The 24,109-nt window shown below is 41.2% G+C and carries 25 protein-coding genes and 1 tRNA gene; 9 read left to right on the top strand and 17 right to left on the bottom strand.

Annotated features, from left to right (window positions below; genetic code table 11):
* Nucleotides 1-49 precede the first annotated feature (49 nt).
* The 6 genes from AC5JMF_RS00600 to AC5JMF_RS00575 all read right to left on the bottom strand — a co-directional run bounded on the left by AC5JMF_RS00600 (nt 50) and on the right by AC5JMF_RS00575 (nt 5,084).
* Nucleotides 50-1,417: an NAD-dependent succinate-semialdehyde dehydrogenase gene (locus AC5JMF_RS00600; RefSeq protein WP_495793776.1), complete on the bottom strand. Its 1,368-nt coding sequence runs from the start codon at nt 1,415-1,417 to the stop codon at nt 50-52.
* 232 nt (nt 1,418-1,649) lie between these two features.
* The gene (locus AC5JMF_RS00595; RefSeq protein ID WP_495793775.1) at nt 1,650-2,195 is read right to left on the bottom strand and encodes a GNAT family N-acetyltransferase; all 546 of its coding nucleotides are present in this window, start codon (nt 2,193-2,195) and stop codon (nt 1,650-1,652) included.
* A gap of 273 nt (nt 2,196-2,468) precedes the next feature.
* A complete protein-coding gene (locus AC5JMF_RS00590) occupies nt 2,469-3,026 on the bottom strand; it encodes a GrpB family protein (RefSeq protein ID WP_495793774.1) in 558 nt (185 codons plus the stop codon).
* A 244-nt stretch (nt 3,027-3,270) separates the two neighbouring features.
* Entirely contained in the window at nt 3,271-3,561 is a 291-nt protein-coding gene (locus AC5JMF_RS00585; protein WP_495793773.1) for a hypothetical protein, read from the bottom strand.
* A 97-nt stretch (nt 3,562-3,658) separates the two neighbouring features.
* On the bottom strand, nt 3,659-4,453 hold the full coding sequence (locus AC5JMF_RS00580) for an LmeA family phospholipid-binding protein (RefSeq protein WP_495793772.1): 795 nt from the start codon (nt 4,451-4,453) through the stop codon (nt 3,659-3,661).
* Nucleotides 4,454-4,679: 226 nt separating this feature from the next.
* Nucleotides 4,680-5,084, bottom strand: a complete 405-nt coding sequence (locus tag AC5JMF_RS00575) for a Fur family transcriptional regulator (RefSeq protein WP_495793771.1) — start codon at nt 5,082-5,084, stop codon at nt 4,680-4,682.
* Between the two features lie 481 nt (nt 5,085-5,565).
* Here AC5JMF_RS00575 and purS point away from each other — a divergent pair, with 481 nt between their 5' ends.
* Entirely contained in the window at nt 5,566-5,844 is a 279-nt protein-coding gene (gene purS / locus AC5JMF_RS00570; protein WP_495793770.1) for a phosphoribosylformylglycinamidine synthase subunit PurS, read from the top strand.
* Between the two features lie 303 nt (nt 5,845-6,147).
* Nucleotides 6,148-6,825 carry a phosphoribosylformylglycinamidine synthase subunit PurQ gene (gene purQ, locus AC5JMF_RS00565; protein ID WP_495793769.1) on the top strand — a complete coding sequence of 226 codons (678 nt, stop codon included), beginning with the start codon at nt 6,148-6,150 and terminating at the stop codon, nt 6,823-6,825.
* Nucleotides 6,826-6,835: 10 nt separating this feature from the next.
* Here purQ and AC5JMF_RS00560 read toward each other — a convergent pair whose 3' ends face one another.
* Together AC5JMF_RS00560 and AC5JMF_RS00555 are read right to left on the bottom strand one after the other, a co-directional pair.
* Nucleotides 6,836-7,423 (bottom strand): Uma2 family endonuclease, encoded by a 588-nt coding sequence (locus AC5JMF_RS00560; protein ID WP_495793768.1) that lies wholly within the window; start codon nt 7,421-7,423, stop codon nt 6,836-6,838.
* A 128-nt stretch (nt 7,424-7,551) separates the two neighbouring features.
* Nucleotides 7,552-8,151, bottom strand: a complete 600-nt coding sequence (locus AC5JMF_RS00555; protein ID WP_495793767.1) for an MBL fold metallo-hydrolase — start codon at nt 8,149-8,151, stop codon at nt 7,552-7,554.
* Between the two features lie 82 nt (nt 8,152-8,233).
* Here AC5JMF_RS00555 and AC5JMF_RS00550 point away from each other — a divergent pair, with 82 nt between their 5' ends.
* From AC5JMF_RS00550 to AC5JMF_RS00540, 3 genes are all read left to right on the top strand, one after another.
* Nucleotides 8,234-8,377 carry a hypothetical protein gene (locus AC5JMF_RS00550; protein WP_495793766.1) on the top strand — a complete coding sequence of 48 codons (144 nt, stop codon included), beginning with the start codon at nt 8,234-8,236 and terminating at the stop codon, nt 8,375-8,377.
* Between the two features lie 220 nt (nt 8,378-8,597).
* Nucleotides 8,598-9,983 (top strand): cystathionine beta-synthase, encoded by a 1,386-nt coding sequence (locus AC5JMF_RS00545; RefSeq protein ID WP_495793765.1) that lies wholly within the window; start codon nt 8,598-8,600, stop codon nt 9,981-9,983.
* Entirely contained in the window at nt 9,973-11,109 is a 1,137-nt protein-coding gene (locus AC5JMF_RS00540) for a cystathionine gamma-synthase (protein WP_495793764.1), read from the top strand. Before AC5JMF_RS00545 ends, AC5JMF_RS00540 begins: the two co-directional genes overlap by 11 nt.
* A gap of 342 nt (nt 11,110-11,451) precedes the next feature.
* On the opposite strand, the gene grxD is transcribed toward AC5JMF_RS00540, so the two are convergent.
* From grxD to AC5JMF_RS00525, 3 genes are all read right to left on the bottom strand, one after another.
* The gene (grxD, locus tag AC5JMF_RS00535; protein WP_495793763.1) at nt 11,452-11,775 is read right to left on the bottom strand and encodes a Grx4 family monothiol glutaredoxin; all 324 of its coding nucleotides are present in this window, start codon (nt 11,773-11,775) and stop codon (nt 11,452-11,454) included.
* Nucleotides 11,776-12,038: 263 nt separating this feature from the next.
* The gene (locus AC5JMF_RS00530; RefSeq protein ID WP_495793802.1) at nt 12,039-12,302 is read right to left on the bottom strand and encodes a BolA family protein; all 264 of its coding nucleotides are present in this window, start codon (nt 12,300-12,302) and stop codon (nt 12,039-12,041) included.
* 152 nt (nt 12,303-12,454) lie between these two features.
* Complete coding sequence (locus tag AC5JMF_RS00525; RefSeq protein WP_495793762.1) at nt 12,455-13,060, bottom strand: hypothetical protein; 606 nt, start codon at nt 13,058-13,060, stop codon at nt 12,455-12,457.
* A 168-nt stretch (nt 13,061-13,228) separates the two neighbouring features.
* On the opposite strand from AC5JMF_RS00525, the gene AC5JMF_RS00520 reads away from it, so the two are divergent.
* Nucleotides 13,229-15,325: a S8 family serine peptidase gene (locus AC5JMF_RS00520; protein WP_495793761.1), complete on the top strand. Its 2,097-nt coding sequence runs from the start codon at nt 13,229-13,231 to the stop codon at nt 15,323-15,325.
* Between the two features lie 398 nt (nt 15,326-15,723).
* On the opposite strand, the gene AC5JMF_RS00515 is transcribed toward AC5JMF_RS00520, so the two are convergent.
* The 3 genes from AC5JMF_RS00515 to AC5JMF_RS00505 are packed head-to-tail and all read right to left on the bottom strand — an operon-like array spanning nt 15,724 to nt 20,999.
* Nucleotides 15,724-17,106 carry a hypothetical protein gene (locus AC5JMF_RS00515; protein ID WP_495793760.1) on the bottom strand — a complete coding sequence of 461 codons (1,383 nt, stop codon included), beginning with the start codon at nt 17,104-17,106 and terminating at the stop codon, nt 15,724-15,726.
* On the bottom strand, nt 17,103-17,480 hold the full coding sequence (locus AC5JMF_RS00510; protein ID WP_495793759.1) for a hypothetical protein: 378 nt from the start codon (nt 17,478-17,480) through the stop codon (nt 17,103-17,105). The genes AC5JMF_RS00515 and AC5JMF_RS00510 overlap by 4 nt, the downstream gene beginning before the upstream one ends.
* A 3-nt stretch (nt 17,481-17,483) precedes the next feature.
* Nucleotides 17,484-20,999, bottom strand: coding sequence for a CHAT domain-containing tetratricopeptide repeat protein (locus tag AC5JMF_RS00505; RefSeq protein WP_495793758.1), 3,516 nt, complete (start codon nt 20,997-20,999; stop codon nt 17,484-17,486).
* Between the two features lie 93 nt (nt 21,000-21,092).
* On the opposite strand from AC5JMF_RS00505, the gene AC5JMF_RS00500 reads away from it, so the two are divergent.
* Nucleotides 21,093-21,341 carry a PIN domain-containing protein gene (locus tag AC5JMF_RS00500; RefSeq protein ID WP_495793757.1) on the top strand — a complete coding sequence of 83 codons (249 nt, stop codon included), beginning with the start codon at nt 21,093-21,095 and terminating at the stop codon, nt 21,339-21,341.
* 40 nt (nt 21,342-21,381) lie between these two features.
* Nucleotides 21,382-21,564 (top strand): hypothetical protein, encoded by a 183-nt coding sequence (locus AC5JMF_RS00495; protein ID WP_495793756.1) that lies wholly within the window; start codon nt 21,382-21,384, stop codon nt 21,562-21,564.
* Between the two features lie 244 nt (nt 21,565-21,808).
* Here the strand turns inward: AC5JMF_RS00495 and AC5JMF_RS00490 are convergent, their stop codons facing one another.
* Entirely contained in the window at nt 21,809-22,177 is a 369-nt protein-coding gene (locus tag AC5JMF_RS00490) for a hypothetical protein (protein WP_495793755.1), read from the bottom strand.
* A 687-nt stretch (nt 22,178-22,864) separates the two neighbouring features.
* Here AC5JMF_RS00490 and AC5JMF_RS00485 point away from each other — a divergent pair.
* Nucleotides 22,865-23,092, top strand: a complete 228-nt coding sequence (locus AC5JMF_RS00485; RefSeq protein ID WP_495793754.1) for a hypothetical protein — start codon at nt 22,865-22,867, stop codon at nt 23,090-23,092.
* Between the two features lie 17 nt (nt 23,093-23,109).
* Here AC5JMF_RS00485 and AC5JMF_RS00480 read toward each other — a convergent pair.
* Nucleotides 23,110-23,183 (bottom strand) — tRNA-Val (locus AC5JMF_RS00480).
* 160 nt (nt 23,184-23,343) lie between these two features.
* Entirely contained in the window at nt 23,344-23,970 is a 627-nt protein-coding gene (locus AC5JMF_RS00475; protein ID WP_495793753.1) for a TetR/AcrR family transcriptional regulator, read from the bottom strand.
* Between the last annotated feature and the right edge of the window lie 139 nt (nt 23,971-24,109).

Genomic DNA, 24,109 nt, shown 5'->3' with positions numbered 1-24,109 from the left:
ATCCCTAGACGAGATATTGAGTTCCAATTCCCTACTCCCTACTCCCCTCTTACTTCACCCAAACAGTTTTAACATTCATAAACTCATGTATGCCTTGGATACTCAATTCTCTGCCATATCCAGAACGCTTAATACCGCCAAAAGGTAGGCGGGGGTCGGATTTAACCATACTGTTAATAAATACTGAACCTGCTTCAATTTCAGTAATTAAGCGATCGCGTTCTTGATCGTTTGTTGTCCAAGCACTTGCACCTAAACCAAAGGGTGTGTCATTGGCAAGTTTGATGGCAGCATCGATATCCGCAACACGAAATAATAGTGCTACGGGGCCAAAAAATTCTTCTTTAGCAATTGGTGTGTCGGGGGGAATATTGGTGATGATTGTTGGTGGATAAAAGTTCCCCGGACGATCTGATAAAGCATGTCCACCCGTGATCACTTTACCGCCGCTACTGATGGCATCTTGCACTTGTTGATCTAAATCCTGGAGAATGCCAGGGGTTGCCAATGGCCCTAAATCGGTGTCTAATTCCATAGGATCGCCAAGTTTTAGCGCCTCGAATTTATCTAAAAGCAACTTTTCAAATTTATCAGCGATCGCCTCTACAACAATAAAACGTTTCGCTGCTATACAAGATTGCCCGTTATTTAGCATCCGCGCTGTAGTAGCTGTGACAACTGCTGTTTCTAAATCAGCACTTGCTAACACAATAAATGGATCGCTTCCTCCCAATTCCAAGACAGTTTTTTTAATTTGTTTACCTGCGGCAGTAGCAAGTGATACCCCCGCTGGTTCGCTTCCTGTCAATGTCGCAGCTTTCACTCTCTCATCAGCCATTAAATCGGCAACTTTGGCAGCACCAATCAATAACGTCTGAAAAACTCCTGTGGGAAAACCTGCTCGCTGTAGAATATCTTCTATTGCCAAAGCACACTGCGGCACATTAGAAGCGTGCTTAAGTAAGCCGACATTTCCCGCCATGAGTGCAGGTGCAGCAAAGCGGAATACTTGCCAGAAGGGGAAATTCCATGGCATCACAGCCAGAATCACACCCAAAGGCTGATAGCGCACAAAACTATGACTAGCATCGGTTTGAACGGTGACATCAGCCAAGAAATCGGCAGCGTGTTCAGCGTAGTAGCGACAAACTACAGCACATTTTTCTACTTCTGCGATCGCAGCCTTGAATGGTTTACCCATTTCCAAAGTCATTAACTTTGCAAATTCCGCTTTGTCTTGCTCTAAAATATCAGCAGCTTTTTGTAAATATTGCGATCGCCGCTCAAAACTAGTCTGGCGGTGGAACTCAAAAGCCTGACCAGCTACATCCAGTTTAGCGGCAATTTCTGCATCATTAAGTGGCTCAAAGGTTTTGAGCGTTTCCCCTGTGGCGGGATTAATGGTGGCGATAGCCATTGCCTTGACCTCCCATTAAAAAATAGCTTGAGTAGCTTCTTAGTCTTACACATATCAATTAGGGAAGCTACCATCCAAATTCTAGTCTTTCAGGACAGGCTTAGTTTTTCATTATTACGGTTTCGCAAACAATATTGAATTAAATTATACTTAAATGTTAGTATTTATACTAGAAGTCAGCAAAGTTATCAAGACATGCACCAGGGTTGTTATGCCGCGCAAACTACAACAATTAAACCGGGCGTTCCCAAGGTTCACTGTATTGCCGATAGCCAACCCGCTTGAACGCAGAAATCATCCGCACATTATCTACCGCCGTGTCACAAAAGACTCGCCAGACTCCGATCTCTTGTAAGATCTGTGTTCCCTTCGATAAAAGATCGTTTGCCAAACCAAGCCCTCGATACTCTGGCAAAACTCCCATATAGTAGATTGTTCCTTCCTCTAAACCCTCTTTGGCACATCCTGAAAAAACGACCGGAAGTACAAACCCTACAATTTCCCCTTTTTCGTTTATCCCAAACTGCCACCAGTTATCTTGATATGCGAAGTCTCTTGCTGAATTCAAAAACATCTCAGCCGCTTTATAAGGATCATGTTTTGATACTCTCTGGCGATCGCTTGCATCGATTGATTCAGACATTACTCGCGTAACAGTTGAAATTAATTGATCGTCTATCGCTTTGACTGGTTCAAAGGTCAACCGAGATGAAACTTCTATCAATCGTTCCGTCCCCTTCCAAACAAAAGGCACTTTTAGAAAAGTTTGCTGGCTCATAGGCGATCTCAACAAAAATTTGTGAACTTTACCGAATATGCTACATGATACTACAAAGCCAAATATTGTTCGATTTCCCAACACTCACAAATAACTTTCAGATTACTGTCTCCACCCAAGATTCAGCGGCATAACGGCACAGTTGAGCGGTCGCAGATGACCTCGAATTCAGCACCAATATCTTTCGGCATCAAGTAAAAATAAGTAGTGCGAGCATCTTGCTCGCGCGGGCAAGATGCCCCCACTACAAATATTAAATTGTTCAACTTATTTTTACACGAATCCTTCGTCGATCCGCTCCAACGCCGTGTTAACTCGCTGTTGTCGAGCTTTTTGCATGATAGACTCCACGTACTCCGCTTTTCCCATTGTGTATGCTTCGCGATCACTCAAAAAGCGTTGGGCAAGATTGTACTTCAATTGTGCATAACGTGCTGCTTCGTCTGGATGCTTGCAAAGATAGTCTCGAAATATCAAACGCTCCCACAATACACTATCTAGCTCGACCATGTGGATATGATGAGTGCGTGGACTATTGGGTGGTAAACCTTTAACAAAAAACATCCGCTGAGGGTCAGGATTCTCCGACCAGTAAGCATAGCCCAACTGCTCTAGCGGAGAAACTGCAACTTGTTTTGCTTCTGCCAGTGAGCGTACCCCTATCAATAGATCGATGATGGGTTTTGCAGCTAAACCTGGAATGGCTGTACTACCAAAATGCTCAATGCGAGTGATAAGGTCTCTATCTAAAACTGCCTGAATACGTACAGATTCCTGCTCAAAAAGTAGCACCCAGTTTGGATCGTATTCAGTGATGACAACTTCATCCATTGGTCTACAACTTGTTTATCTGGACTCGACCACTCTCACATTAAACCTCCCCAAAGACAATCTTAAAATACCGTCCTAACCCAGAAACAAAGCCAGCTAACGACTAAGATAAGCGGCGGCAGATGATTTATGCCTCACCACCAGGATCTCTCGCCCGTCCGCTTCATCTGTATCTATGACAAACTCGATCGAGAACGTTGCGCCATTCACCAAGAGAAATGTCAAAGAGACGATCGCATGTCTGTCAGTCACAATACCGGAAATCACTGCTCACCCGCTTCATCACACCGCCGAAAGAAGCGGCTACATTATAGCCAATGCAGATGCCAAAGAGTCTTGCATAGGGGGACTTTGCCTGAAGGTTTTTAGCTGCTTGTAGCCCAGTTTCATCAACCTCATAGTCACCTGTCTCAATGTTGATGATGACCATTTTGCCAATATTTTCCTCTGTCTCAACCTTTTGGCGGATTCCGCTCTCGTAGATTTGGTAAGCGCGTTTCGCAACTTCCTCACTGCTCAACAGGATCGCTTGCATAGCTTGACTCCTGATTATCACGCTATTTCCATAGTTTCTCCATAATACCTTGTAAGTCAACAGAATGGGCACTGCTCACCTTAACGACATTCGCGTTTCAAGGGCTACTTGGAATACGCTCAATCTCAGCATATCCACTGAAAATTATTGTTTTCCCCTCGGTTTCTAGACGATTAAGTCGCATTTTTACACCATCAAGGTCAAAGCGATCCAAATCGACCATGTTATCCAAAATTTCTACTAGTGCCAAACTCAGGGTTTGAGATATTTCCCTTTGTGCTTCCGGTACGTGGTCAAGTTGTACTGTTGGGTTTTTAAAAGAAATCCGCCGCCGTCTTTCAATGCCAACGCTTAAAGTCATACTGAGAGGCACGATTTCGCCATTGTTTAAATCTGCCTTGGCGGCAAGCTGTAAGTGATTTTCAGGCAATAGCTGCACTTGGACTTCTGTAAAAGAAACTGGTTTATCGCCAAATAAGGCTGTCAAGGTTGGTAGGGAAAGGTTAAGCAGGCGTTTTCTCACAAGTTCGGCATTAAATGCCTGGTTGATACCTGCCTCTGATAAAATTACTTGGGCGATCGCCACAGTAGGCTGCTTCAGACTAAGTTTACCGCTCAAAACAGAGCCGAAGTCTATAGAAACCGCATCAGTTTCAAAAGACATCTCCTCTACCGCAAAATCTCTACGGATCACCAAACCACGACCGCTCATCTTAAAGCTATCAATACTACCTTGCAACAACTTGCTAGAAGGATAACAGCGCACGAAGACTTCTACTGACTCGCTTTGAGTAAATAGGTGGCGAATCGTTTGGCTGGCGACTGTATTGAGCATCCGCTCTCCCCAATCTGTGCCTTTAGGATCTGTTAAACCAGTAAGTCCGCCGAACATTTGGTTTTAGTCTCTAGAAGTTCTTTGTACTTTTGTAACAAAATGTGAAAAATACAGCAAGCGATCCCATGAATAATTGTGCTGAAAGACAGAGTTGAAATAGGGGATTTAGACCGCCACCAACGCTTACCACGTTCATCGCGAATTTCATATTGCCAGTGCCAGAAGCCTCTTTGCCGACAGTAGAAATTAGCGATTCTGGATTAACTGCAATATTCCCAATCCCCTAATGACCAACTTCCGCAGCCTGATTGATTTGACACTGGCCGCACAAACCAAAAAACTCTAGGGTGTGGTAAAAAATTTTAAACTTATGGCTGGATTGTAACTGGTCTTCTAAGTCATGCACGGGGCACTGATTAATCGGAATTGAAACGCCGCATTGCAAACAGGTAAGGTGGTGCTTGTCTTGCTGTACCAAGCTATAGAGGGCTTCACCGTTAGCCAAAGTCCGTAATTGTACCATACCTTCAAGTTTCAAGGCTTCCAAGGAACGGTAAACTGTCGCTAAACCCATGCTTTGATTGCGGTTGCGTAGTTCTACGTAAATATCTTGGGCGGAAATGCCTTGCTTGATAGTTTTTAGTAGGTTCAAGATACGCTCTTGGCTGCGGGTTCTCGTAATCCTCATTTTTCAATACTTTCAGCCTATTAATTTTCTAAAATGCTCATCTGATGCTCAAACAAGCTAGTTTAAGTGTTTTATCTCTAATTTTGAGCATTACTTTATATATTTGACTATCCGGCGAACATGCTCAATTAATGCTCATTCTCTATTATCCAAGGTCAGACGCCTAAAAACATCTCTCCAAAAATCTGACCAAATTTTCCCTCAAAATTTTGAACGCTGCAACCATTGCCCTGCAAAGATTGAAGGTCGATTTTTTAGGGGAAAATTTGACAAGAGGAAAGTTGTTAAATTAATAGTCTAAAAACTAGAGCGATAATATTATTGATGGGAGAATGATCAAGCATAACTCGAATATAGTTGCCAAGTATTAGAATATACTTTACTCATGCTGAAACACTAACAATAGTGCTTTTGAGCATTCAGTGAGTATTTTAAAAGCATATTACGCTAAAAGTGTTGATTTAAAGGAGGTTTTGAGCCTGTGCAAAGAAAGTATCGAGCCAAAATTTTCGTAACACTCCGCCCTTCAGTTCTAGATCCTGCTGGTGTGGCTGTAGAATCTGGTCTCAAACAAATGGGATTCGATAGTGTTGAACAGGTGCGGATTGGCAAGTACATCGAATTACTCATCACCTCGCCTGATGAAAAGAAAGCACGTCATAACCTTGATCAAATCTGTGACCAAATGCTAACAAATCCGGTGATTGAAAATTATCGCTTTGATTTGATAGAAGTCGAATCGCAGACGGGCGTTTTTTAGGGAATGGGGGAATTGGGACGCGCTTACGCGCTTACGCGGAGAAATTTTTTCCCTCACTCCCTCACTCCCCCGGTCACTGAGCGAACTCGAAGTGCATCCCCTCAATCCCCATTACCCCTAATCCCCACTCCCTACGGGAGCGGGGGCCCTTTCAAGGGTAGGTTTTTCATATTCAGTCTGAAAAAACCTATTTTTTCGTTCCGAAATCTTTCTCCGCGTCCCCGCGTCAACCAAAACGCGAAATCTAAAAAACCTACCCATAAGAAGAGCGGGGGCCCCGAGTTCCCCAATCCCCAACAACAAATGACAAAATTCGGCGTTATTGTTTTTCCCGGTTCTAATTGCGATCGCGATGTTGCTTATGTCACTAGAGACTTGTTAGAACAACCAACTCGCATGGTTTGGCATCAAGAGACGGATATTACTGATTTGGATGTTGTAATCATCCCTGGTGGTTTTAGTTACGGTGATTATTTACGTTGTGGTGCGATCGCACGGTTTTCGCCTGTTATGCAGCAGGTTATTGAACATGCACAAAAAGGTAAGTTTATCTTGGGTATTTGTAATGGTTTTCAAGTATTAACTGAGGCAGGACTATTACCAGGTATACTGACGAAAAATCGGGATTTACATTTTATCTGCGATCGCGTCCCTCTGAAAGTTGAGCGTACCAATCTCCCTTGGACGCAAGCTTATACCACTGCTGAAACTATTACTTTGCCCATTGCCCATGGCGAAGGCCGATTCTATGCTGACGCAGCTACCCTCTCTAAAATTGAAGATAATGGGCAAGTGATATTCCGCTACGAGGGTGAAAACCCCAACGGTTCATTAAATAATATTGCTGGAATTTGCAATATTCAAGGCAATGTGTTAGGAATGATGCCGCACCCGGAAAGAGCTTCAGATGCGATGCTGGGTGGTAGTGATGGGTTGAAATTATTTCGAGGACTCTTAGAGAAGGTAGCAACATTAGTTTAGTTTAATGTTCTTAAAGAATTTGCTGTAGATGTAATACAAATCCAGGCAATACATCTTTACCTGATAAACTAGTAGGATTATTTAATATCTCTACATCTCTGCCTGGGCGATAAATTTCTACTCGCTTGTTTTTGCGGTCAATTAACCAACCTAATTGAGCGCCATTTTCGATGTATTCTTGCATTTTCTCCTGTAGAACTTTTAGAGAATCATTAGGAGAACGTAATTCTATGACAAAATCAGGACAGATGGGAGCAAATTTTTCTTGTTGTTCTGGTGTTAAAGCATTCCACCGCTCAATTTTTATCCAAGAAGCATCGGGAGAACGATTTGCACCATTAGGTAGAGTGAAGCCAGTTGAAGAGTCAAAACCTTTGCCTAATTTAGTTTGTTTATTCCAAATTCCTAACTCAACCACCAGATCAAAATTACGGTTGCCAGTTTCACTACCTGTAGGTGGCATAATTAATAATTCCCCTGATGCTGTACGCTCAAATTGATAATCGCGGTTTTCCTGACACAACTGGAAAAATTGTTCATCAGTCAAATCGATTTTCAATATGAGGCTAGTAGGCAAAGTGATTGTTGCAGCGTTCATAAACTTACCCCAACATCTTACTTTCTAGTTTAGTGCTGTGAATTGCGATCGCAGAAAAGTAAACTTTTAAATAATTAAAGTCATAGAGAGCGTTCGCACTTTACCATCAATAAATCACCTTCACCTACTCACACCGTTTCTACCAGTTCCAGTAAGCGATCGCGTCCATCTCGAAAAATTGACCAACCATCCCCTACTAGCACTGCTTCTACATGAGTCAGTTCTGCTAACCGTCGCACTGAAGCTACTGCTGCGGCGCGATTCAGCAGTTTTTCATCTGATAAGATATTCAAGCGACCAGCTTTTTGTCCCCGTACCAAATCCCCTGTAATTAAGGTTGTGTCTTCCAACAGTAATGCCAGTTCACCGGGAGTTTTAGAACCTTGGAGTTCAATTGTTTTCAGTTTTGGTACCAATTCATCACCATCAGACAGCCAGCGATCGCAAAATATTGGGAAAGCATCTTTTTCGGCGATCGGGCCGGCTATTTTAGCATAGGTTTGATCGACAATTTCTTTACTGGCTCTAAAATGCTCGGAGTTTGTCAAGATAATCCAACTTACACCACCGAGGGATTGCAAGTGGTTCCAGTCATGATTTGATAAGGCTACGGGGTCAATTAAAATATTGCCTTCTGGACGAATCCAGGCAACCCCATTGAAATCTATATTTCTTGCAGGATTGAAATTAGACCAGCTATAGAGATCGGCACGATGTAAAGATTTCATGGAGGCTAGGAATTAAGGACTAGGAACTGAGGTAACTATTTTGAGTACTTAATTTAATCTTCAGTTTAATAATTCGATATCAATGATTCAGCATAAAGAACTAGCCAAACTCTACCACCAAAAACGAGATACTATTTTAAGTATTCTCAATCAGGTAGAAATTCCCTATTTCCTTCTCAAAGAGTCTATTACGTCTTTGCAGATATTAAATTTATCAACTATCTAATCAAAAATCTTGGTGTAATTGCAAGCAGCTGGCGATCGCCTCCTCAAACTGCTACCATCTCCACAAACTCTATTTTAACTCCGTCTCTTCTGTTGACGCTCTTTGCGCCTAAGAAAGCGGGAAGCCGCTTTGCGTCTAATGTGGTTAATTTCAACATCCCAAATTGTCCAACATGAAATATCCATAAAACCCTATTTACCATCACTGGCAAGGAGTAAATATGACCACCTACGACAACATTTTGCAAGCAATTGGTAAAACTCCATTAGTCAGACTCACCAAAGTTACAGAAGATATCCACTCCACCATTTATGCCAAAGTAGAATATCTAAATCCTGGCGGCAGTACCAAAGATAGAATTGCCCTCACCATGATTGAAGCAGCAGAAAAAGCCGGTCAACTGCAACCAGGAGGCACAATTATTGAAGCCACCGCAGGTAATACAGGTGTAGGACTAGCACTAATTGCCGCAGTGAAAAAATATCGCTGCATCTTCGTCATGCCCGACAAAATGAGCCAGGATAAAATCAACCTGCTCAAAGCATATGGTGCAGAAGTAGTAGTTACTCCCACATCAGTAGCGCCTGACTCACCAGAAAGTTATAACGGTGTAGCAGAAAGACTAGCCAAAGAAATACCAGGTGCTTACAGACCAAATCAATTTGAAAATCCCAATAATCCTTTAGCCCATTACTTAACAACCGGGCCAGAAATTTGGGCTGATAGTGATGGGAAAGTTGATGTTTTTGTTGCTGGAATGGGCACAGGTGGAACCATCTCGGGAGTTGCCAAATATCTTAAAGAACAAAATCCCAATATCACAATTGTCGGCGCAGATCCCGAAGGTTCTATTCTTTCAGGAGACGCACCCAAGTCTTATAAAGTAGAGGGAATTGGTGAAGACTTTATTCCTAAAACATTTAATCGCCAATTAGTAGATGAAATGGTTCGGGTAAGTGATAAAGAATCTTTTAACATGGCTCGTCGTCTCGCACGAGAAGAAGGTTTATTAGTAGGAGGTTCTTGTGGCACAGCCGTAGCCGCAGCCTTGAAATATGCAGCTAGACTATCACAACCCAAAAATATTGTAGTGCTATTACCCGACACAGGAAGAAACTACATTAATAAAATTTACTCCGATGTTTGGATGCAAGAAAATGGCTTTTGGGAAGGTAAAACAGTCAAATCGACAAAAGTAAGTGAAATTTTAGCTCAAAAAATTGATTTTCCTTCTCTTGTATCTGTTAGCCCTCGTGATACCTTAAGCCAAGCAACAATATTATTGCAAAAATTGAATATTTCACAATTACCTGTAATTGATCATAACCAAGTTGTCGGCAGCATCAACGAAGCATCTTTAATGAAATTCCTTCACGATGGCATTAATTTTTCTAAGCAAGAAGTTTCAGCAGTTATGGGTAAACCGTTGCCAATTCTTGATGAAGAAGTTGATATTTCCGAAGCCTATCGAGTCCTTTTATCAGGAACAACAGGTATTATTATTAAACGACACGATATTCCCATTGGATTAATTACCAGAGCCGATTTAATTAGATATTGGATTAGTCAAACCCAGGAAGAATCAAGGGAAAACAATGGAATTTGAAACTAGAGCAATTCATGAAGGCCAGCAACCAGAACCGCAAACTGGGGCTGTGATTGTGCCGATTTATTTAACTTCAACCTATGAGCAAGCGGCGATAGGCCAGCATAAAGGTTATGAGTATTCTCGGACTGGAAACCCCACTCGCACAGCTTTAGAATCAGCTTTAGCTTCTCTTGAAAATGGAAAATTTGGTTTAGCATTTGCCTCTGGCTTAGCAGCTACTACTACTGTTTTAAGTTTGCTAAAAACTAACGATCACATTGTTGCTGGCGATGATTTGTATGGCGGTACATATCGTTTACTAGAAAAGGTAGTGAAAAATTGGGGTGTAACGACTACCTATGTACATATTGATAATATTGCTGATTTTGAAACTGCTATTCAACCCAATACCAAGCTAATTTGGATTGAAACACCTACCAATCCATTGTTGAAAATAGTTGATATTGCAGCCTTAGCAAATCTTGCCCGGAAAAACAATCTTCTGCTAGTAGTTGATAATACCTTTGCCAGTCCTTATTTCCAAAGACCATTAGAATTAGGCGCTGATATTGTAGTTCACAGTACCACTAAATATTTAGGTGGACATAGTGATGTAATTGGCGGGGCAGTGATTACTTCTGATGAAGAAATATACAACCAACTGAAGTTTTATCAAAATGCCATCGGTGCGGTTCCAAGTCCTTTTGATAGTTGGTTAGTGCTGCGAGGTATTAAAACATTAGCTGTGAGAATGCGCGAACATGAAAAAAATGCTTTATTGTTAGCGAAATTTTTAGAAAAACATCCCAAAGTTGAGCGAATTTATTATCCAGGTTTGCCTAGTTACGAACAGCATCAACTAGCAAAAGAGCAAATGTCTGGTTTTGGCGGGATGATTAGTTTGGAATTAAAAGGTGGTTTTGCAGAAGTAGAAAGATTCGTTTCTCGACTGAAGTTGTTTTTATTAGCAGAAAGTTTAGGAGGGGTAGAGTCGCTACTTTGCTATCCAGCAAAAATGACTCACGGTTCTCTACCAGAAGCTGAAAGACTCAAGCGCGGTATTCAAGATAACTTAGTGAGGCTTTCGGTGGGTATTGAGCATTTCAGAGATTTGCAAGCTGATTTGGAAAGTGCTTTGGGTTGATAATGGGGAATGGAAGGGGACGTTTAAATAATTCGTAATTCGTAATTCGTAATTAAGCTAAAAAACATCTAAATTACATAATCAAATTAAATAAAACTCTTGTGGGGTGGGCATCTTGCCCGCCCTAATTATGCAAGTTATATGTGGAACAGCTTAATAAGAGTGTCATTTGTTATCGCGCCGACGTAACGCACCCTTGTTATGATGTGTCTCATTAATTCTGAGAGGTTGCTAAATCCCCGACTTTTTGTAGACACCCAGAGGGTGGCTTCCCACAGGGTAAAAGTCGGGGATTTGACTACCGCTAATCACTCAAGTCGGTAGTTCACTCCCAAGAAGAAATTACGAAGCTAATGCTACTTCTACTAATTGTTGTAATTCACCTTTTTGGTACAGTTCAATTAAGATGTCTGAGCCGCCAATGAATTGACCATCAATATAAACTTGGGGAATTGTCGGCCAGTTGGAATATTCTTTGATTCCTTGACGGATGTCATGGTCTGAAAGAACATCAACAGTTTCAAAAGGAACTCCCAATGTATTAAGAATCTGCACAACGTTGTTAGAAAAACCACATTGGGGCATCAATTTGTTTCCCTTCATGAAAACCAAAATTTTGTTCTGTTGTACCAAGTTGTCAATTTTTTCTTTGAGTTCTGGTGTCATGGTATTTTTTTCCTATGTTGCTAATAGTCAAGAGTCAATGGTCGATAGCAAATAAGTAGAAGGACTAAATTAAACCTCACTTCGATTGTCGGGTTTCGACTCCGCTCAACCCTCGTCTTCTCAAAAAGAAGAGCATTGAGCGTACCCTTCTCCTTTGGAGACGCTAACGCGAACGGAAAGCTAGCTACGCGTAGCGTCTCTGATAAAAGAAGTCGCGCAGGCGTTTTATAAATAATTGTGTCCACCTACTTAACTAGACACTATCAACTTGATGAAGCGGCTGTTGCTTGCCACGCTTCGGGGGTATATGTTTTTAATGCTAGGGCATGAATCGCTTCTGTTGACATAGCTTGCTGCAACGCACCATAAACTAACTGATGCTGTTGCACCAGTCCCTTACCTGCAAAGCGCGATGAAACTACTGTCACCTGATAATGGTCACCGCCACCTGTCAAGTCTTGCACCTGAACCTGAGCGTCTGGCAGTTCTGCTTTGATCATTACCTCAACCTGCTGCGGACTAATCATCGCAATTCCTGAAAAACTTACTTTTATATTATTAACAGATATAGATATGCAGTAGTTGCCTCTGCCAATTTTTGATTTTGGCAAGGCTGTGGGGGAGATGAGGGAGATGAGGGAGATGAGGGAGCAAATAAATAATGACCCTTGACTCTACCCTATTTTGGATTTGAGGAAGATGAGCTACCGCCTTGTCTAGGATAGGGGGAATCTACAAAACCTAACTCGAATAATTGTTGATAAGCTTTTTTGCCTAAATCGCGTGTGGGGTTTTGACTTTTAATAATTTGAATTAACAAGGGTACGGCTAATTCTGGTTGATTTTGTTTCCGATGTACTAATGCTAATTGATAGGTGGCCTCATCTCGTTTTTGAGCAGTTAATAAGGCTTTTTGACGTTGGGAATCTGACACTCTAACGTCAATTCCTGAAAAACTAGAGTTTAATTCTTGATAAAAATTAGACAATTGATTATAAACTTGACGCGCTTCTTGCAATTTCTTAGCAGCTACAGCATAGTTTTGAGAAGAAACAGCTTGTTCTGCTTCTTTCATGAGTCGATCGCCACCTTCAATGCTCAAAAGGCTGTTATTTTGAGTTACAGGGCGGAGATTGTTAGGACTATTGGGATCAATAGGTTTTTGTTGGCTGGTAGTGCCTGGTAGCTGTGATACCTGAGCATTAACAGGTAATAGCAGACTAAGGGCTGCTATGACTGATAAGGAAGTGAAGCGCATCAAGGTAACAGCGGCAGCAATTTTCATGGGATGAATTAGTACGAGAACAGTACAAAAACGGAAGAGAAACTTCGGGTATCTTAACTCTGTTTTTGCCTTATATAAAGCAAAGTTACATTCTGAGTTTCTTTGATTTAGACTGAAAATCGGTTGAATTGAGTTCCCTTTGCCCCTGTATTAACTAAAATCGTCTTTATGAGCGATCGCATCAATTTCTCTGATTCTCCAACCACAGGTGTACCAGCAAGCAGTTTGGGAGTAATTCTACAACGTGGTGGTGAAGAGTTAATTCTAGACAAGGTTTTAGACGGCTTCACCGCCCGTGTGATCCCCGATTTTCCTCCTCAACAATTATCTCAGCTTAGCTGGGGTATTTGGCAATGCAGTATTCCCAAAGCCAGGTTGGAACTGTTCAAGGTTGCACCCAACCAACTAGAAACGGCGATGTCCCAAGCACGGGCTGACCAAAATGTCCTTTTTGCCAGCCATGTTTACAAAATTAAAGATAATCCAGGGACTTTCGTTTATTTAAATGACCAAATTACGATTCAGTTTGCCTCTGGGGTAGATGCTGCTAAAATTACTGCCATCGCCACCACGTTTAACCTAATTCAAGACAAACCAGTCTTGGGTATTCCCAATACTTTTGTATTTTTAGTCAGCAAACAAGCAACAGAAAATCCCATCAAAATCACTAACCATTTGCAAGGACTATCTGAGGTTTTAGCCGCTGAGCCTAACATCCTAGTGCAAAGCGAACCACATTACAAACCCCGCGATCCTCTTTATTCCCAGCAATGGTATCTCAATCACAACGGTGGTAATCAGTTGGCAGTGGGTTCCCATATTTCTGTAGAAAAAGCTTGGGATATCACTCGCGGTAAGCGTTCTGTAATTGTGGCTGTGGTAGATGATTCTTTTGATTTGAACCATCCAGATTTTCAAGGTAACGGCAAAATTGTCGCCCCTAGAGATTTGAAGGAGAATGACTTTTTACCTTTGTCTGCCGAAAAGGAACCCAGCCACGGTACAGCTTGTGCGGGGATAGCGCTGGCTGAAGAAAATGGTGCGGGAATTGTAGGAGTGGCCCCCGGTTGTGCTTTGATGCCCATTCGCACTACGGGGTTTTTAGATGACGAATCGATTGAAGATATTTTCAACTGGACTATTGAAAAGGGCGCTAGTGTGATTTCTTGCAGTTGGGGAGCTTCGGCTGTGTATTTCCCCTTGTCTTTACGTCAAAAGGCTGCCATCACTCGCGCTGCCACCAAAGGGCGTAATGGCAAAGGTTGTGTAATTGTGTTTGCTGCGGGAAATGCCAACCGTCCCATTAACGGTAAGGTGAATGAGAAAAACTGGCCAAAAAATATTTTACAAGGAAATACGGAATGGTTGAGTGGTTTTTCCTTACATCCAGATGTAATTGCTGTCGCTGCTGCCACTAGCTTAAATAAGAAGGCTGCTTACAGTAATTGGGGGACTAATATTTCCGTATGTGCCCCTAGTAACAATGCTCCACCGGGAATGTGGTTTGAGGAAACGGGTTTTGTAAATACACAACCTGCGATCGCCACCTCTCTTGTAGGATTGGGAATGTTGACCACCGACCAAGTAGGGGCCGCTGGCTACGATCCTGGCAACTTCACCAACAACTTCGGCGGTACTTCTAGTGCCACTCCCGTAGTCGCGGGTGTAGCAGCCCTAATATTGTCAGCAAACCCTGACTTAAGTGCCCAACAAGTCAAACGAATTTTACAAGAAACTGCTGATAAGATTGTTGACTCTGACCCCGATCCGCAGCTAGGTTTACGAGAAGGTACTTACAATGCTAGTGGTCATAGTCAGTGGTTTGGCTATGGCAAAGTGAACGCAGCTAGGGCAGTACAAGCAGCACAGCAAACATTGACGCCAGCAGCAGTTACTAGTAAACAAGTCCAGGGAGCGAATAAAAACTCAGTAGCGATTCCCGATCATGATAGACAAGGGGTAAAAAGTGCGATCGCGATCGCCGAGGCTAGTACAATCAAGGACATTCAGGTAATAGTCAGCATCACCCATGATTTTCTAGGCGATTTAGAAGTATACCTAATTGCCCCCAATAATCAAACAGTTTTGTTACAAAGCCGCACCTTGGGACGCCGCACCAACTTACAAACAACTTACGCATTGCGATCGCACCCACCCCTTAAGCAGTTATTATCACAATCAACAAAAGGAAACTGGTACTTGTGGGTAATTGATTATGCACAGCAGGATGTCGGGAAATTGAATTATTGGGAATTGATTATATGAAGCAACTAGGGGCAATGAAGCGTCAGAAATTTACTTTACAGGGCTGGATGTAGAAACCAGCCCACGGGCGAAGTAAGGGCTGGTAGTTCATTCTGTCACCGACGAAAAATAATGTACAGTGACTAATTATCTGTCGTCGTGACAAATTATTGTCATGTGTATCAGTGCGAACTGTGCAGCGACTGGTTAAAAAGTGGGAGCAAGATGGCCTTTTTATTATAGAACCCTATCCAGGGGAAAGCCTTTGGCAAAGCATCAGAAGGGTTAGTAGACTCACCAGAAAAAGTTTGAAATTAACCAAGTCTCCAGGTAAATTTTTCTGGTTGCCCAAAAAATTTGTGCGATCATAAGCAAGATTGTTGCTACTGTTGATATCACATAGGTTAGTATAACTCGTCCTAACGCCACTTACGTTTGGCAACCCACCAAAAAAAGGCGGTAGCTAGAAAACTCCACAGCAAGGATGATACTAGGGGATGAACTGGGTACTTGAAATTTATGATCCCTGGTGCGAAGGGTTTATCTATGTGTTGGGTGACAACACCAGAAACTATTGCACCGCCACCAAAGGCTATACCTAATACTTGAATGGTGTTTTCTAAAGAGCGATCGCGCTCTGCTTGTTCTGTTTCTACTATACCCCGAATAGTATCAACTAATTGTCCAAATATTTCTTTACCTGGAGCAAGATAGTTAATATCTGTTTGAATTTGTTCTTGCCATTTTTGACATTCTTTGTTGAAAAAATATTCCCAGAATTGGGGAATATTGCCGTTATTAATGGCTTTAATATTATCTAAGCAGGTTTTGTAATTAGTAATATTAGTAGTAATTGCTGTGTAGTGGGTTTCTAAATCTTGACAGCATCTAGTGTAGTCTAAGTTTGTTTGCGGAACTTGGGATATTAAGCTTTTTAATGCAGATAATTTTGGTTGATTTGCAGTTATTAGATTGTTAAATATTTGGATTTTATTTTCTAAATCGCTGTAAATTTTTCTCCCTTCTCCATAGCGTTGACGCGCTAGTTGATAAATATAAAGGATTTTATGATAGCTCCAAAATAAATCTCGCAACCAGTTATAAGCTGATTCTGCAAGCGTTCCTGTTGTTGCTTGACTATTATTAATGACTATTAAAATTTGACACTGTTTAGCAGGGTTATTTGGTGCATTGGTGTCAAGTGCTTGGTATTCAAATAATAAACTCTCAAACAATTCTCCCTTGTGTATTAATGTGGGAGAATTTAAGTTAGTTCCTGATACTAAGGCTATGGCAATTTTTTGTGCTAAAGTGTCACAATCTTCACTGGGTTCTACTTCTCCATAAACCGATAATGTTTGTCCTAATGATGCTTGAATATTAGCGGGTAATAAAGATTGGGGTTGAAAATGTTGCAGTTGGGGGATGTCTATTTCGGTGTTTGGTAATTCGGGAGATAAGGTTAAATCAACGGCGTAGGTGTCGTTAAGTAAGAATGGCTGAAGATTAGCGTTAATGTTAAATCCGGCTGGGGTGGGGAGACTACCTAAGTCTAAATCTTTTCCGGAAATGCTTAACCATTCAGTTTTGATGGCTATTTCTTGCTGGGGTGTGTATACACCATGATGATAAGAAACTAGTTTTGAGCGCAAATCTTTTAAGCCAGGAAAGGTAAGGTTATTCTCTCCCAGTTTCACCAAATTGTCCCATAATAAATGAGCATCTGCCACAACTTCATCAGGAAGATGGGTGAGGGTGTGGCGGAGATGAAAAGCGTAGAGGCTGAGGCTAAAATTCTTCACTGTGTTGGTTGAGATTTTTGCTTATCTGATAAAGGCGCGTTGATTTTAATAGCATTGTCTAACAATTCTTTTGATGATGGGCTGGGTTTATCTGGTGGTGTCTGTGATGTACTCTTAGCTATCCCTAAGTTTTTACCTACATCAATAGAAGATTCAGCAGTGATTATTTCGAGGTTTTGTTCGTAAGCTGTTAACAGTTGACTGCGAGATGCTGTTTGTAACCACTCTTCTAATATTTCGGCAATTTCTTCATCGTCATCTTCTGGGAAATTGCTACGTATTTGCTGTAATTCTTCCCAGTCTGCTAGAGAAATTAACTGTGATTGTGAATTAAGTATTTGAATAAAGGCTTGGATGCTATTTTGAGATGACATTTGTTAAACTCCTTTACCTGTGTGATAAAAAGCAGCCCAATAAAAAGGTGACTCAAAGGGTTGTGTAGATTCTCCTTTGTCTTTGGCAATTTCAGTAAAGTGTTTATCTATTACTTTCTGCCAAGATATAAGTAATGATGATTTAGGTAGCCAATCTTGAAAGCCTTTAGTTGTTGTATTTCTTAACCAGTGTTGTGCTGCATTTAAAGCTAATACAATATTAGTTTGCTGCTGGAGTTCTTCGTAAAATTTAATCATGAATAAGGCTGTAGCTGTAGTACTGACAGTCCAAAGGCTGCTGACTACATTGGTGCTACCAGCTAACAAAAAGCCACTGGGTAAACCTATGTATTCGTCACTGGTGTTGCTGGAATCTATCATCCCAGTTTCGCAAGCTGAAAGGGTGACTAGGTGACAGTTAGCTAATTTGAAGTGAGCGATGATCTCTGTTAAAGTTAGGTTTGCGTCGGCTAATTTTAAGCCGGAATCTAGGGGAGAGTCAGAGTTGAAGTAGCCGTGACAAAAGAAAAAGATGTTGTTCGCTTGGCTTAATTCTTGGTTGAGGGTGGTGTGATGATTTTCATCAACATGGAGAATTGCTGATTTGTTGGCGTTGGCTTGTTTGATAATATGAGCTTGAGTAAATTTCTTTTTAATAGCGGCGACTGCACCTAAGTCTTTTTCGTAGCCTTGATCTTGATATAAATCTGTTGTGGGGTTCTGTACAGCAAATAAGGATTTTAATAATGATTGAGATTCAGGATGTTGACGCAGTTGCACTTGTTGTAAGATTTGACAACTAGGTGCATAGCTTACGCCCTTGGGGAATAAGTCAATTAAGTATGATGATTTGACGGGTAAAGCATGGAGAGGGAATAGGTGTAAGAAGCGATGAGGAATGAGGATTAATCTTTGGCATTGTTCGGGGATGTGGGCTAATATTTCTTCAATGTGCAGAATTTCTGCTAACTTGTTCAGGCGTGTTTCTAGTTGATTCTGCCATTGTATTTTATCTTCGTCTTCTGGATTGTCGTAATCATTTAAATATTCAATAGTCCAATCTATTAGGGCTGCTCTCTCTTCTGGTGGTGATTGCCAAGAGGTTAATTGTTGTCCGTGAGATTGGATAATAAATGTGAGAATTGTATCTGTGGCAATATACCATTCTATAACTGCTGTATTTGCATCTAAAGTTTCTGGGAATTTATCAAACTTAAAGCCAGAACCAACAGGCAAATATTTATCTTGTAAGTTGTTGCGTTGCTGTCGCAATTCTTGGAGACGTTTTGCTAAGTCTTGGGGATTTTTCACTTTACCATTTTGGATTTGATATTGTCCTGCGGCTATTTTATCTCTGTAGGTTTCTAGTTGAGTTATATCATCTAGAGGGAAGATAGTTTTAGAGTCACGTTCGAGGATTTGCTCAACTAAATTGCGAGTTTTACTATGTTCAGCATATTCAATTGCTTCGGTAATCTGATTTAATTCTAAGCAAACTTCTACCATGCGGCTATAAACTTCGTTAAATTGTTCCGCTTGCTTGCGTTTGCTTTCTTCACCAGATACTATTTCTTCCCGCAAAGATTCTACTGTAGTAATAGCTAATTCAAAGGTATTGTAAGCTAAGGTAAACTGATTTATTTTTTGGTAAGCAATTCCTAGTAACGTTAGAGATTCTGCATATTTTTGAGGAAAACCCTCAATAGTATAAACTTTCAAAGCTTCTTGGCAGCAAGCAATTGCCTGCTCTAAATTACTAACCCGCTCCCCTTTGATTCTAGAAAGAAAAACAAGACCAAGATTATTTTGTGTCGTTGCCCATTCATCAGGAAAAGCGTCTAAAGTATAAACTTTCAAAGCTTCTTGGTAAAAAGCAATTGCCTGCTCTAGATTACTAACTCGCTCCGCTTTGATCCTAAAACTATAAACACTAGCCAAACTATTTTGTGTCCTTGCCCACTCATAAGGAAAAGCGTCTAAAGTATAAACTTTCAGAGCTTCTTGGCAACAAGCAATTGCCTGTTCTAAATTATCAACCCGCTTCCCTCTGATTCTGTAAAGGTAAGCATGTCCAAGATTATATTGCGCCCTTGCCCATTCATAAGGAAAAGCGTCTAAAGTATAAACTTTGAGTACCTCTCGGCAACAAGCAATCGCTAGTTCTAAATTATCAGCCCGTTCTCCCCTGATTCTGTAAAGGTAAGCATTTCCAAGGTTGTTTTGCGTCCTTGCCCATTCATAAGGAAAAGCGTCTAAAGTATAAACTTTCAGAGCTTCTTGGCAATAAGCAATTACCTGTTCTAAATTTTCAGCCCGCTCCCCTCTAATTCTGTAAAGATAAGGTAAGGCAATATTAGTATGAACTGCTGCCCATTCATAAGGGAAAGCGTCTAAAGTATAAACTTTGAGAACCTCTCGGCAACAAGTAATTGCTAATTCTAGATTCTCAGCCCGTTCTCCCCTGATTCTGTAAAGGTAAGCTAAAGCAATATTAGTATGAACTGCTGCCCATTTATCGGGAAAAGCGTCTAAAGTATAAACTTTCAGAGCTTCTTGGAAACAAGCAATTGCCTGTTCTAAATTCTCAGCCCGTTCTCCTCTGATTCTCTCAATGTAAGCTCCCCCCAAATTAGTTTGCGTCATTGCCCAATCAACGGGAAAAGCATTACGGGTTGTAACCTCAAGAGCAGCAGTATAGGATGCGATCGCTTTTTCTAAATTCTCAGCCCGTTCTCCTCTGATTCTGTAAAGGTAAGCATTTCCAAGGTTATTTTGCGTCCTTGCCCATTTATCGGGAAAAGCGTCTAAAGTATAAACTTTCAGAGCTTCTTGGCAAAAAGCAATCGCTAGTTCTAGATTCTCAGCCCGTTCTCCCCTGATTCTGTAAAGGTAAGCTACAGCAAGATTACTATGAACTGCTGCCCATTGATAGGAAAAAGCGTCACGAGTGTAGACATTTAGTACAACTTTATAACCAGTGATCGCAATTTCCATATTGCTGGCTTTGTCACCCAAGGAGAAATCCTTTATTAGATTGCAAAAAAGGAAAATAACCTTTGCCAGCAATTCTGCTATCTCTCCTTCCGTTTCTATTAGTGTTTTTGTACCCCAACGGTACAAGATTTCTCGTAATACTTCATTGAGTTTATTTTTATTCCTTACCAGTAAAGGATAAACTACCTGGGCATCACCTTCACTATCTGCTGTTGCCTTCAGCACTTGCTTTAATAAATCTAAGTATTCTTGTTCTGTGGTAGTCAATGATAAGTAACTATAAACCCCAAGCTTCTGTCCTGCTATATTCATCAAACGATTAGCTTGGTCTAATTTTCTCTGTGCCAGCAGATTACTTGACACTTCCAGCATCTTTTGTACCAAGCCAGCATCCACTAAATTTTGATTTGCTGCCAAAATCTCTTGGATTTCACCGTCACTACGACAACTCAACAGATATTGAATAAGGTTGAGGTAAGCTTGCTGACGCTGTTCGTTCATGGGTAAAGGCGTGAGACGCAACATAATCAAGAGAATAATTCAACGCCAACGCCCTCAATTCCAGAAAAGTCTAGAATTTCATCACAGGTGATGCGTTTGTGACGATGCAAAAATCTCATGAAAGAAAAAGTCTATGTAGAAACTTCAGTAATAAGTTATCTAACTTCTCGTCCTAGCCGAGATATTGTGATTGCAGGGCATCAACAAATTACCCAAGAATGGTGGCAAAATTATCGAGATAAATTTATTTTAGTGGCTTCACAGCTAGTTATTCAAGAAGCCAGTGCTGGAGATTCTATTACCTCTGAACAAAGACTAAAAATCTTAGAAACAATAGAATTATTAGAAAAGGCTATGAACCAGTAATAATTTGTACCCCTGAAGAACTGATAGAAAGGTAAAAGTTATGTGGGAAGATCCAATTATCAAAGAAATTCATCAAGCTAGACAAGCCCATTCAAATCAATTTAATCATGACTTACAAGCAATTTATCAAGATTTAAAAGCACAAGAAAGAAAGAGCAAGAGAAAATTTGTTTCTTATCTTCCAAAGTTGTTGAAAGATGTTTCTTTGTTGCATAAGACTTAATGCGTTCACACAGTGTACCGTAGGTAATCGCCTGACTCACCGCAAACATACTCCTACAAAATAGTGTGTAGGCACATCCTGCCCCAAGCATCGCCTATCTTTTACCATACAATCAAAATCATAAGCCAGTAGGGTGTGTTAGGCGTAAGCCGTAACGCACCGCAAGCTTTGTGGTAGATGCGTTACGCTGTCGCTAACGCATCCTACGTGTATTTCAAAAATCAAATATTAGTCCTATAGTTACTTAACTCATCGCCTCAACTAACTTTTTGCGACTAGGACGCTTACGCTCTGATTTTTTCTTCAATCCTACAGCTTGAGCTTGATTGCTATCTGAGCCATACTGTCCTCGTACAACTTCTTTCATCGCTAACACCGCATTGTGAAATTCCCACTCTGCTAATCGCGCCGCATCAGACGCAGCACGGTATAAAGTTAGTTTCTCAACTTCGGCTTTTTGAGCATTTAACATTGCTTGATAAGATTGGTCTAATTTGCTCGTGGAAGCATCATCTCGGCTGGTTTGATAATCAGTGATGGTTTGCAAACCGTGGAATGAATTAATATCTTGATCAATGGTAGGAGGCGTGAGACGGCGGTTTGTGTTTTGCATGGCTGTTAATATATCCGTAGTGGACTATATATCTAGCGTGTCAATTTAAACTTAAAATCGCTTGAGAAAATACACGTAATTAACGCCATCTGTAACTTAAAAGTTTGTAGTCAGGGCTAAAGCCCTGATCTTAACGTAGCCAAAAGACACTTTAATAGGACTAAAGTCCTCTCTGCGAGACGCTGCGCGAACACTACAAGAAATTTCCGACTCCCATCCTTACTTGATATTATTTTTCTGCAAGGCAATACATCATTAATGTAAGGCGATACATTATCAATGCAAGGCGATACATTGTGAATGTCAGGCAATACATTATCAATGCAAGGCAATACATTGTGAATGCAAGGCGATACATTATTAATGTAGCAAATTACATTTTAGGTATAGCTATTGCAATTAAAAATCGCAACTGTAACAAAGCATTCGCAAATGATATTTTGGCGATGCCTGCGGTGGTCACTGAAGCTTACTCGTTCGCGCAGCGTCTCGTAGAGAAGTGCTGGCTACGCCCACGCATTTATTGATTTTGTGATTTCGGCGATTAAGGATTTAGCGGAGCCAGTTTCCGTCCTCGTGAGAATTTTAGGTAACAGGAAGATGCGATCTTAAAGAAGAACAACGCTGAGGATGTTTGGTATCTTGATATTACTCGCTAAAGCGTTTGAGGTTTTGGTGTAAGATTTCGTGAATGCGATCGCTCAAACCCACAGAGCTGGCAGTATAGTCTTGCCCAAGCTGGGAGATATGCGAAAAATTGTCCAAAGTGAAATTCAAGCTAGATCTGAGCAAAAATGCCCTGGTTATCTAGAAGCCCAGCAAAAATATGTCAAACAGTACCGCATTAACGTGCATCACTGGAGTTATGGCCGATTACTTGACGACATTAATCTGTCACCGACGACAAATAATTAGTCACTGTACAAAAATAATGGACGTAACTGGATTCGAACCAGTGACCTCTACGATGTCAACGTAGCGCTCTAACCAACTGAGCTATACGTCCTTAACCACACGATTTATCAATATAGCATATATTGAACGAGTATGTAAATACTTGATGCTTGTGTAGCCTAGTATTCCCCCTTATGATATTTAAAGTGGTTTATGAAGTAGACAGCAACAGAAATAAGCGTTTTATTCGTTGCTATGTCTAAGTTTGGAGGTTAAGATCGCTCTTTTACAATCAACTCAATCAAGCCATCAATCAGGCGATCGCGTTCCATCGGCATAATATCCTTGCCATGCAACATTTCCTGCACAATCATGAAATGCACAATAGCACCCACAAAAATTCGTGCTGTCGCTTCCGCGTCAGATAATTTGAGCTGCGGACAATTTGTGAAATAGTAGCAAAGCCTTCTAAATGCATTCTGCTCGATATTGCTAACAAAGGCGCGAGCCAACTGGGGAAATCGCCCCGACTCACCCAGAATCAGCCGCATAAAATTGAGAAACTGCGACTCATTTATCCCCATATCTAAGGCTCGGTTGGCAAAATTTCTCAGAACGATTTGGGGTGCGGTTTGCAAAATCTGATCATCCGCTGCACCAAAAATAGATTGAAATTTTTGCTCAACAAGACGCCGAATCAGGGCAATGAATAAGCTTTCTTTGTCTTGAAAGTGGCTATACACCGTGGCTTTGGAAACTTTTGCAGCGATCGCCACCCGATCCATACTGGTTGCCGCATAGCCGTGGGTCAAAAACTCTTGCATTCCGCCTTCTAAAATGGCTTCGGTTTTCTCTAGAGAAAGCTGTCTATCTGCGCGTTCAGGTTTTGCCTGTCTCATGCCGGGTCATCCTTAAGGCTGAATCAATCTTAAGCTGTCGTGCATTTAATTTGCACATTCACTGGTGGTTGTCATTTGTATTTAATGAGTGTTTTTGCCACAAATAGTGCAATATGTCAGCGCATTGGCTTACTTGACA

Source organism: Desmonostoc vinosum (assembly GCF_059505385.1).
The sequence above is the reverse complement of the archived record's forward strand: the minus strand, read 5'-3'. Positions and strand labels throughout refer to the sequence as shown.

Coding starts and splice junctions, on each gene's coding strand:
- AC5JMF_RS00600 (WP_495793776.1), bottom strand. CDS start 1,417: ATGGCTATCGCCACCATTAATCCCGCCACAGGGGAAACGCTCAAAACC.
- AC5JMF_RS00595 (WP_495793775.1), bottom strand. CDS start 2,195: ATGAGCCAGCAAACTTTTCTAAAAGTGCCTTTTGTTTGGAAGGGGACG.
- AC5JMF_RS00590 (WP_495793774.1), bottom strand. CDS start 3,026: ATGGATGAAGTTGTCATCACTGAATACGATCCAAACTGGGTGCTACTT.
- AC5JMF_RS00585 (WP_495793773.1), bottom strand. CDS start 3,561: ATGCAAGCGATCCTGTTGAGCAGTGAGGAAGTTGCGAAACGCGCTTAC.
- AC5JMF_RS00580 (WP_495793772.1), bottom strand. CDS start 4,453: ATGTTCGGCGGACTTACTGGTTTAACAGATCCTAAAGGCACAGATTGG.
- AC5JMF_RS00575 (WP_495793771.1), bottom strand. CDS start 5,084: ATGAGGATTACGAGAACCCGCAGCCAAGAGCGTATCTTGAACCTACTA.
- purQ (WP_495793769.1), top strand. CDS start 6,148: ATGACAAAATTCGGCGTTATTGTTTTTCCCGGTTCTAATTGCGATCGC.
- AC5JMF_RS00560 (WP_495793768.1), bottom strand. CDS start 7,423: ATGAACGCTGCAACAATCACTTTGCCTACTAGCCTCATATTGAAAATC.
- AC5JMF_RS00555 (WP_495793767.1), bottom strand. CDS start 8,151: ATGAAATCTTTACATCGTGCCGATCTCTATAGCTGGTCTAATTTCAAT.
- AC5JMF_RS00550 (WP_495793766.1), top strand. CDS start 8,234: ATGATTCAGCATAAAGAACTAGCCAAACTCTACCACCAAAAACGAGAT.
- AC5JMF_RS00545 (WP_495793765.1), top strand. CDS start 8,598: ATGACCACCTACGACAACATTTTGCAAGCAATTGGTAAAACTCCATTA.
- AC5JMF_RS00540 (WP_495793764.1), top strand. CDS start 9,973: ATGGAATTTGAAACTAGAGCAATTCATGAAGGCCAGCAACCAGAACCG.
- grxD (WP_495793763.1), bottom strand. CDS start 11,775: ATGACACCAGAACTCAAAGAAAAAATTGACAACTTGGTACAACAGAAC.
- AC5JMF_RS00530 (WP_495793802.1), bottom strand. CDS start 12,302: ATGATTAGTCCGCAGCAGGTTGAGGTAATGATCAAAGCAGAACTGCCA.
- AC5JMF_RS00525 (WP_495793762.1), bottom strand. CDS start 13,060: ATGAAAATTGCTGCCGCTGTTACCTTGATGCGCTTCACTTCCTTATCA.
- AC5JMF_RS00520 (WP_495793761.1), top strand. CDS start 13,229: ATGAGCGATCGCATCAATTTCTCTGATTCTCCAACCACAGGTGTACCA.
- AC5JMF_RS00510 (WP_495793759.1), bottom strand. CDS start 17,480: ATGTCATCTCAAAATAGCATCCAAGCCTTTATTCAAATACTTAATTCA.
- AC5JMF_RS00505 (WP_495793758.1), bottom strand. CDS start 20,999: ATGTTGCGTCTCACGCCTTTACCCATGAACGAACAGCGTCAGCAAGCT.
- AC5JMF_RS00500 (WP_495793757.1), top strand. CDS start 21,093: ATGAAAGAAAAAGTCTATGTAGAAACTTCAGTAATAAGTTATCTAACT.
- AC5JMF_RS00495 (WP_495793756.1), top strand. CDS start 21,382: ATGTGGGAAGATCCAATTATCAAAGAAATTCATCAAGCTAGACAAGCC.
- AC5JMF_RS00490 (WP_495793755.1), bottom strand. CDS start 22,177: ATGCAAAACACAAACCGCCGTCTCACGCCTCCTACCATTGATCAAGAT.
- AC5JMF_RS00475 (WP_495793753.1), bottom strand. CDS start 23,970: ATGAGACAGGCAAAACCTGAACGCGCAGATAGACAGCTTTCTCTAGAG.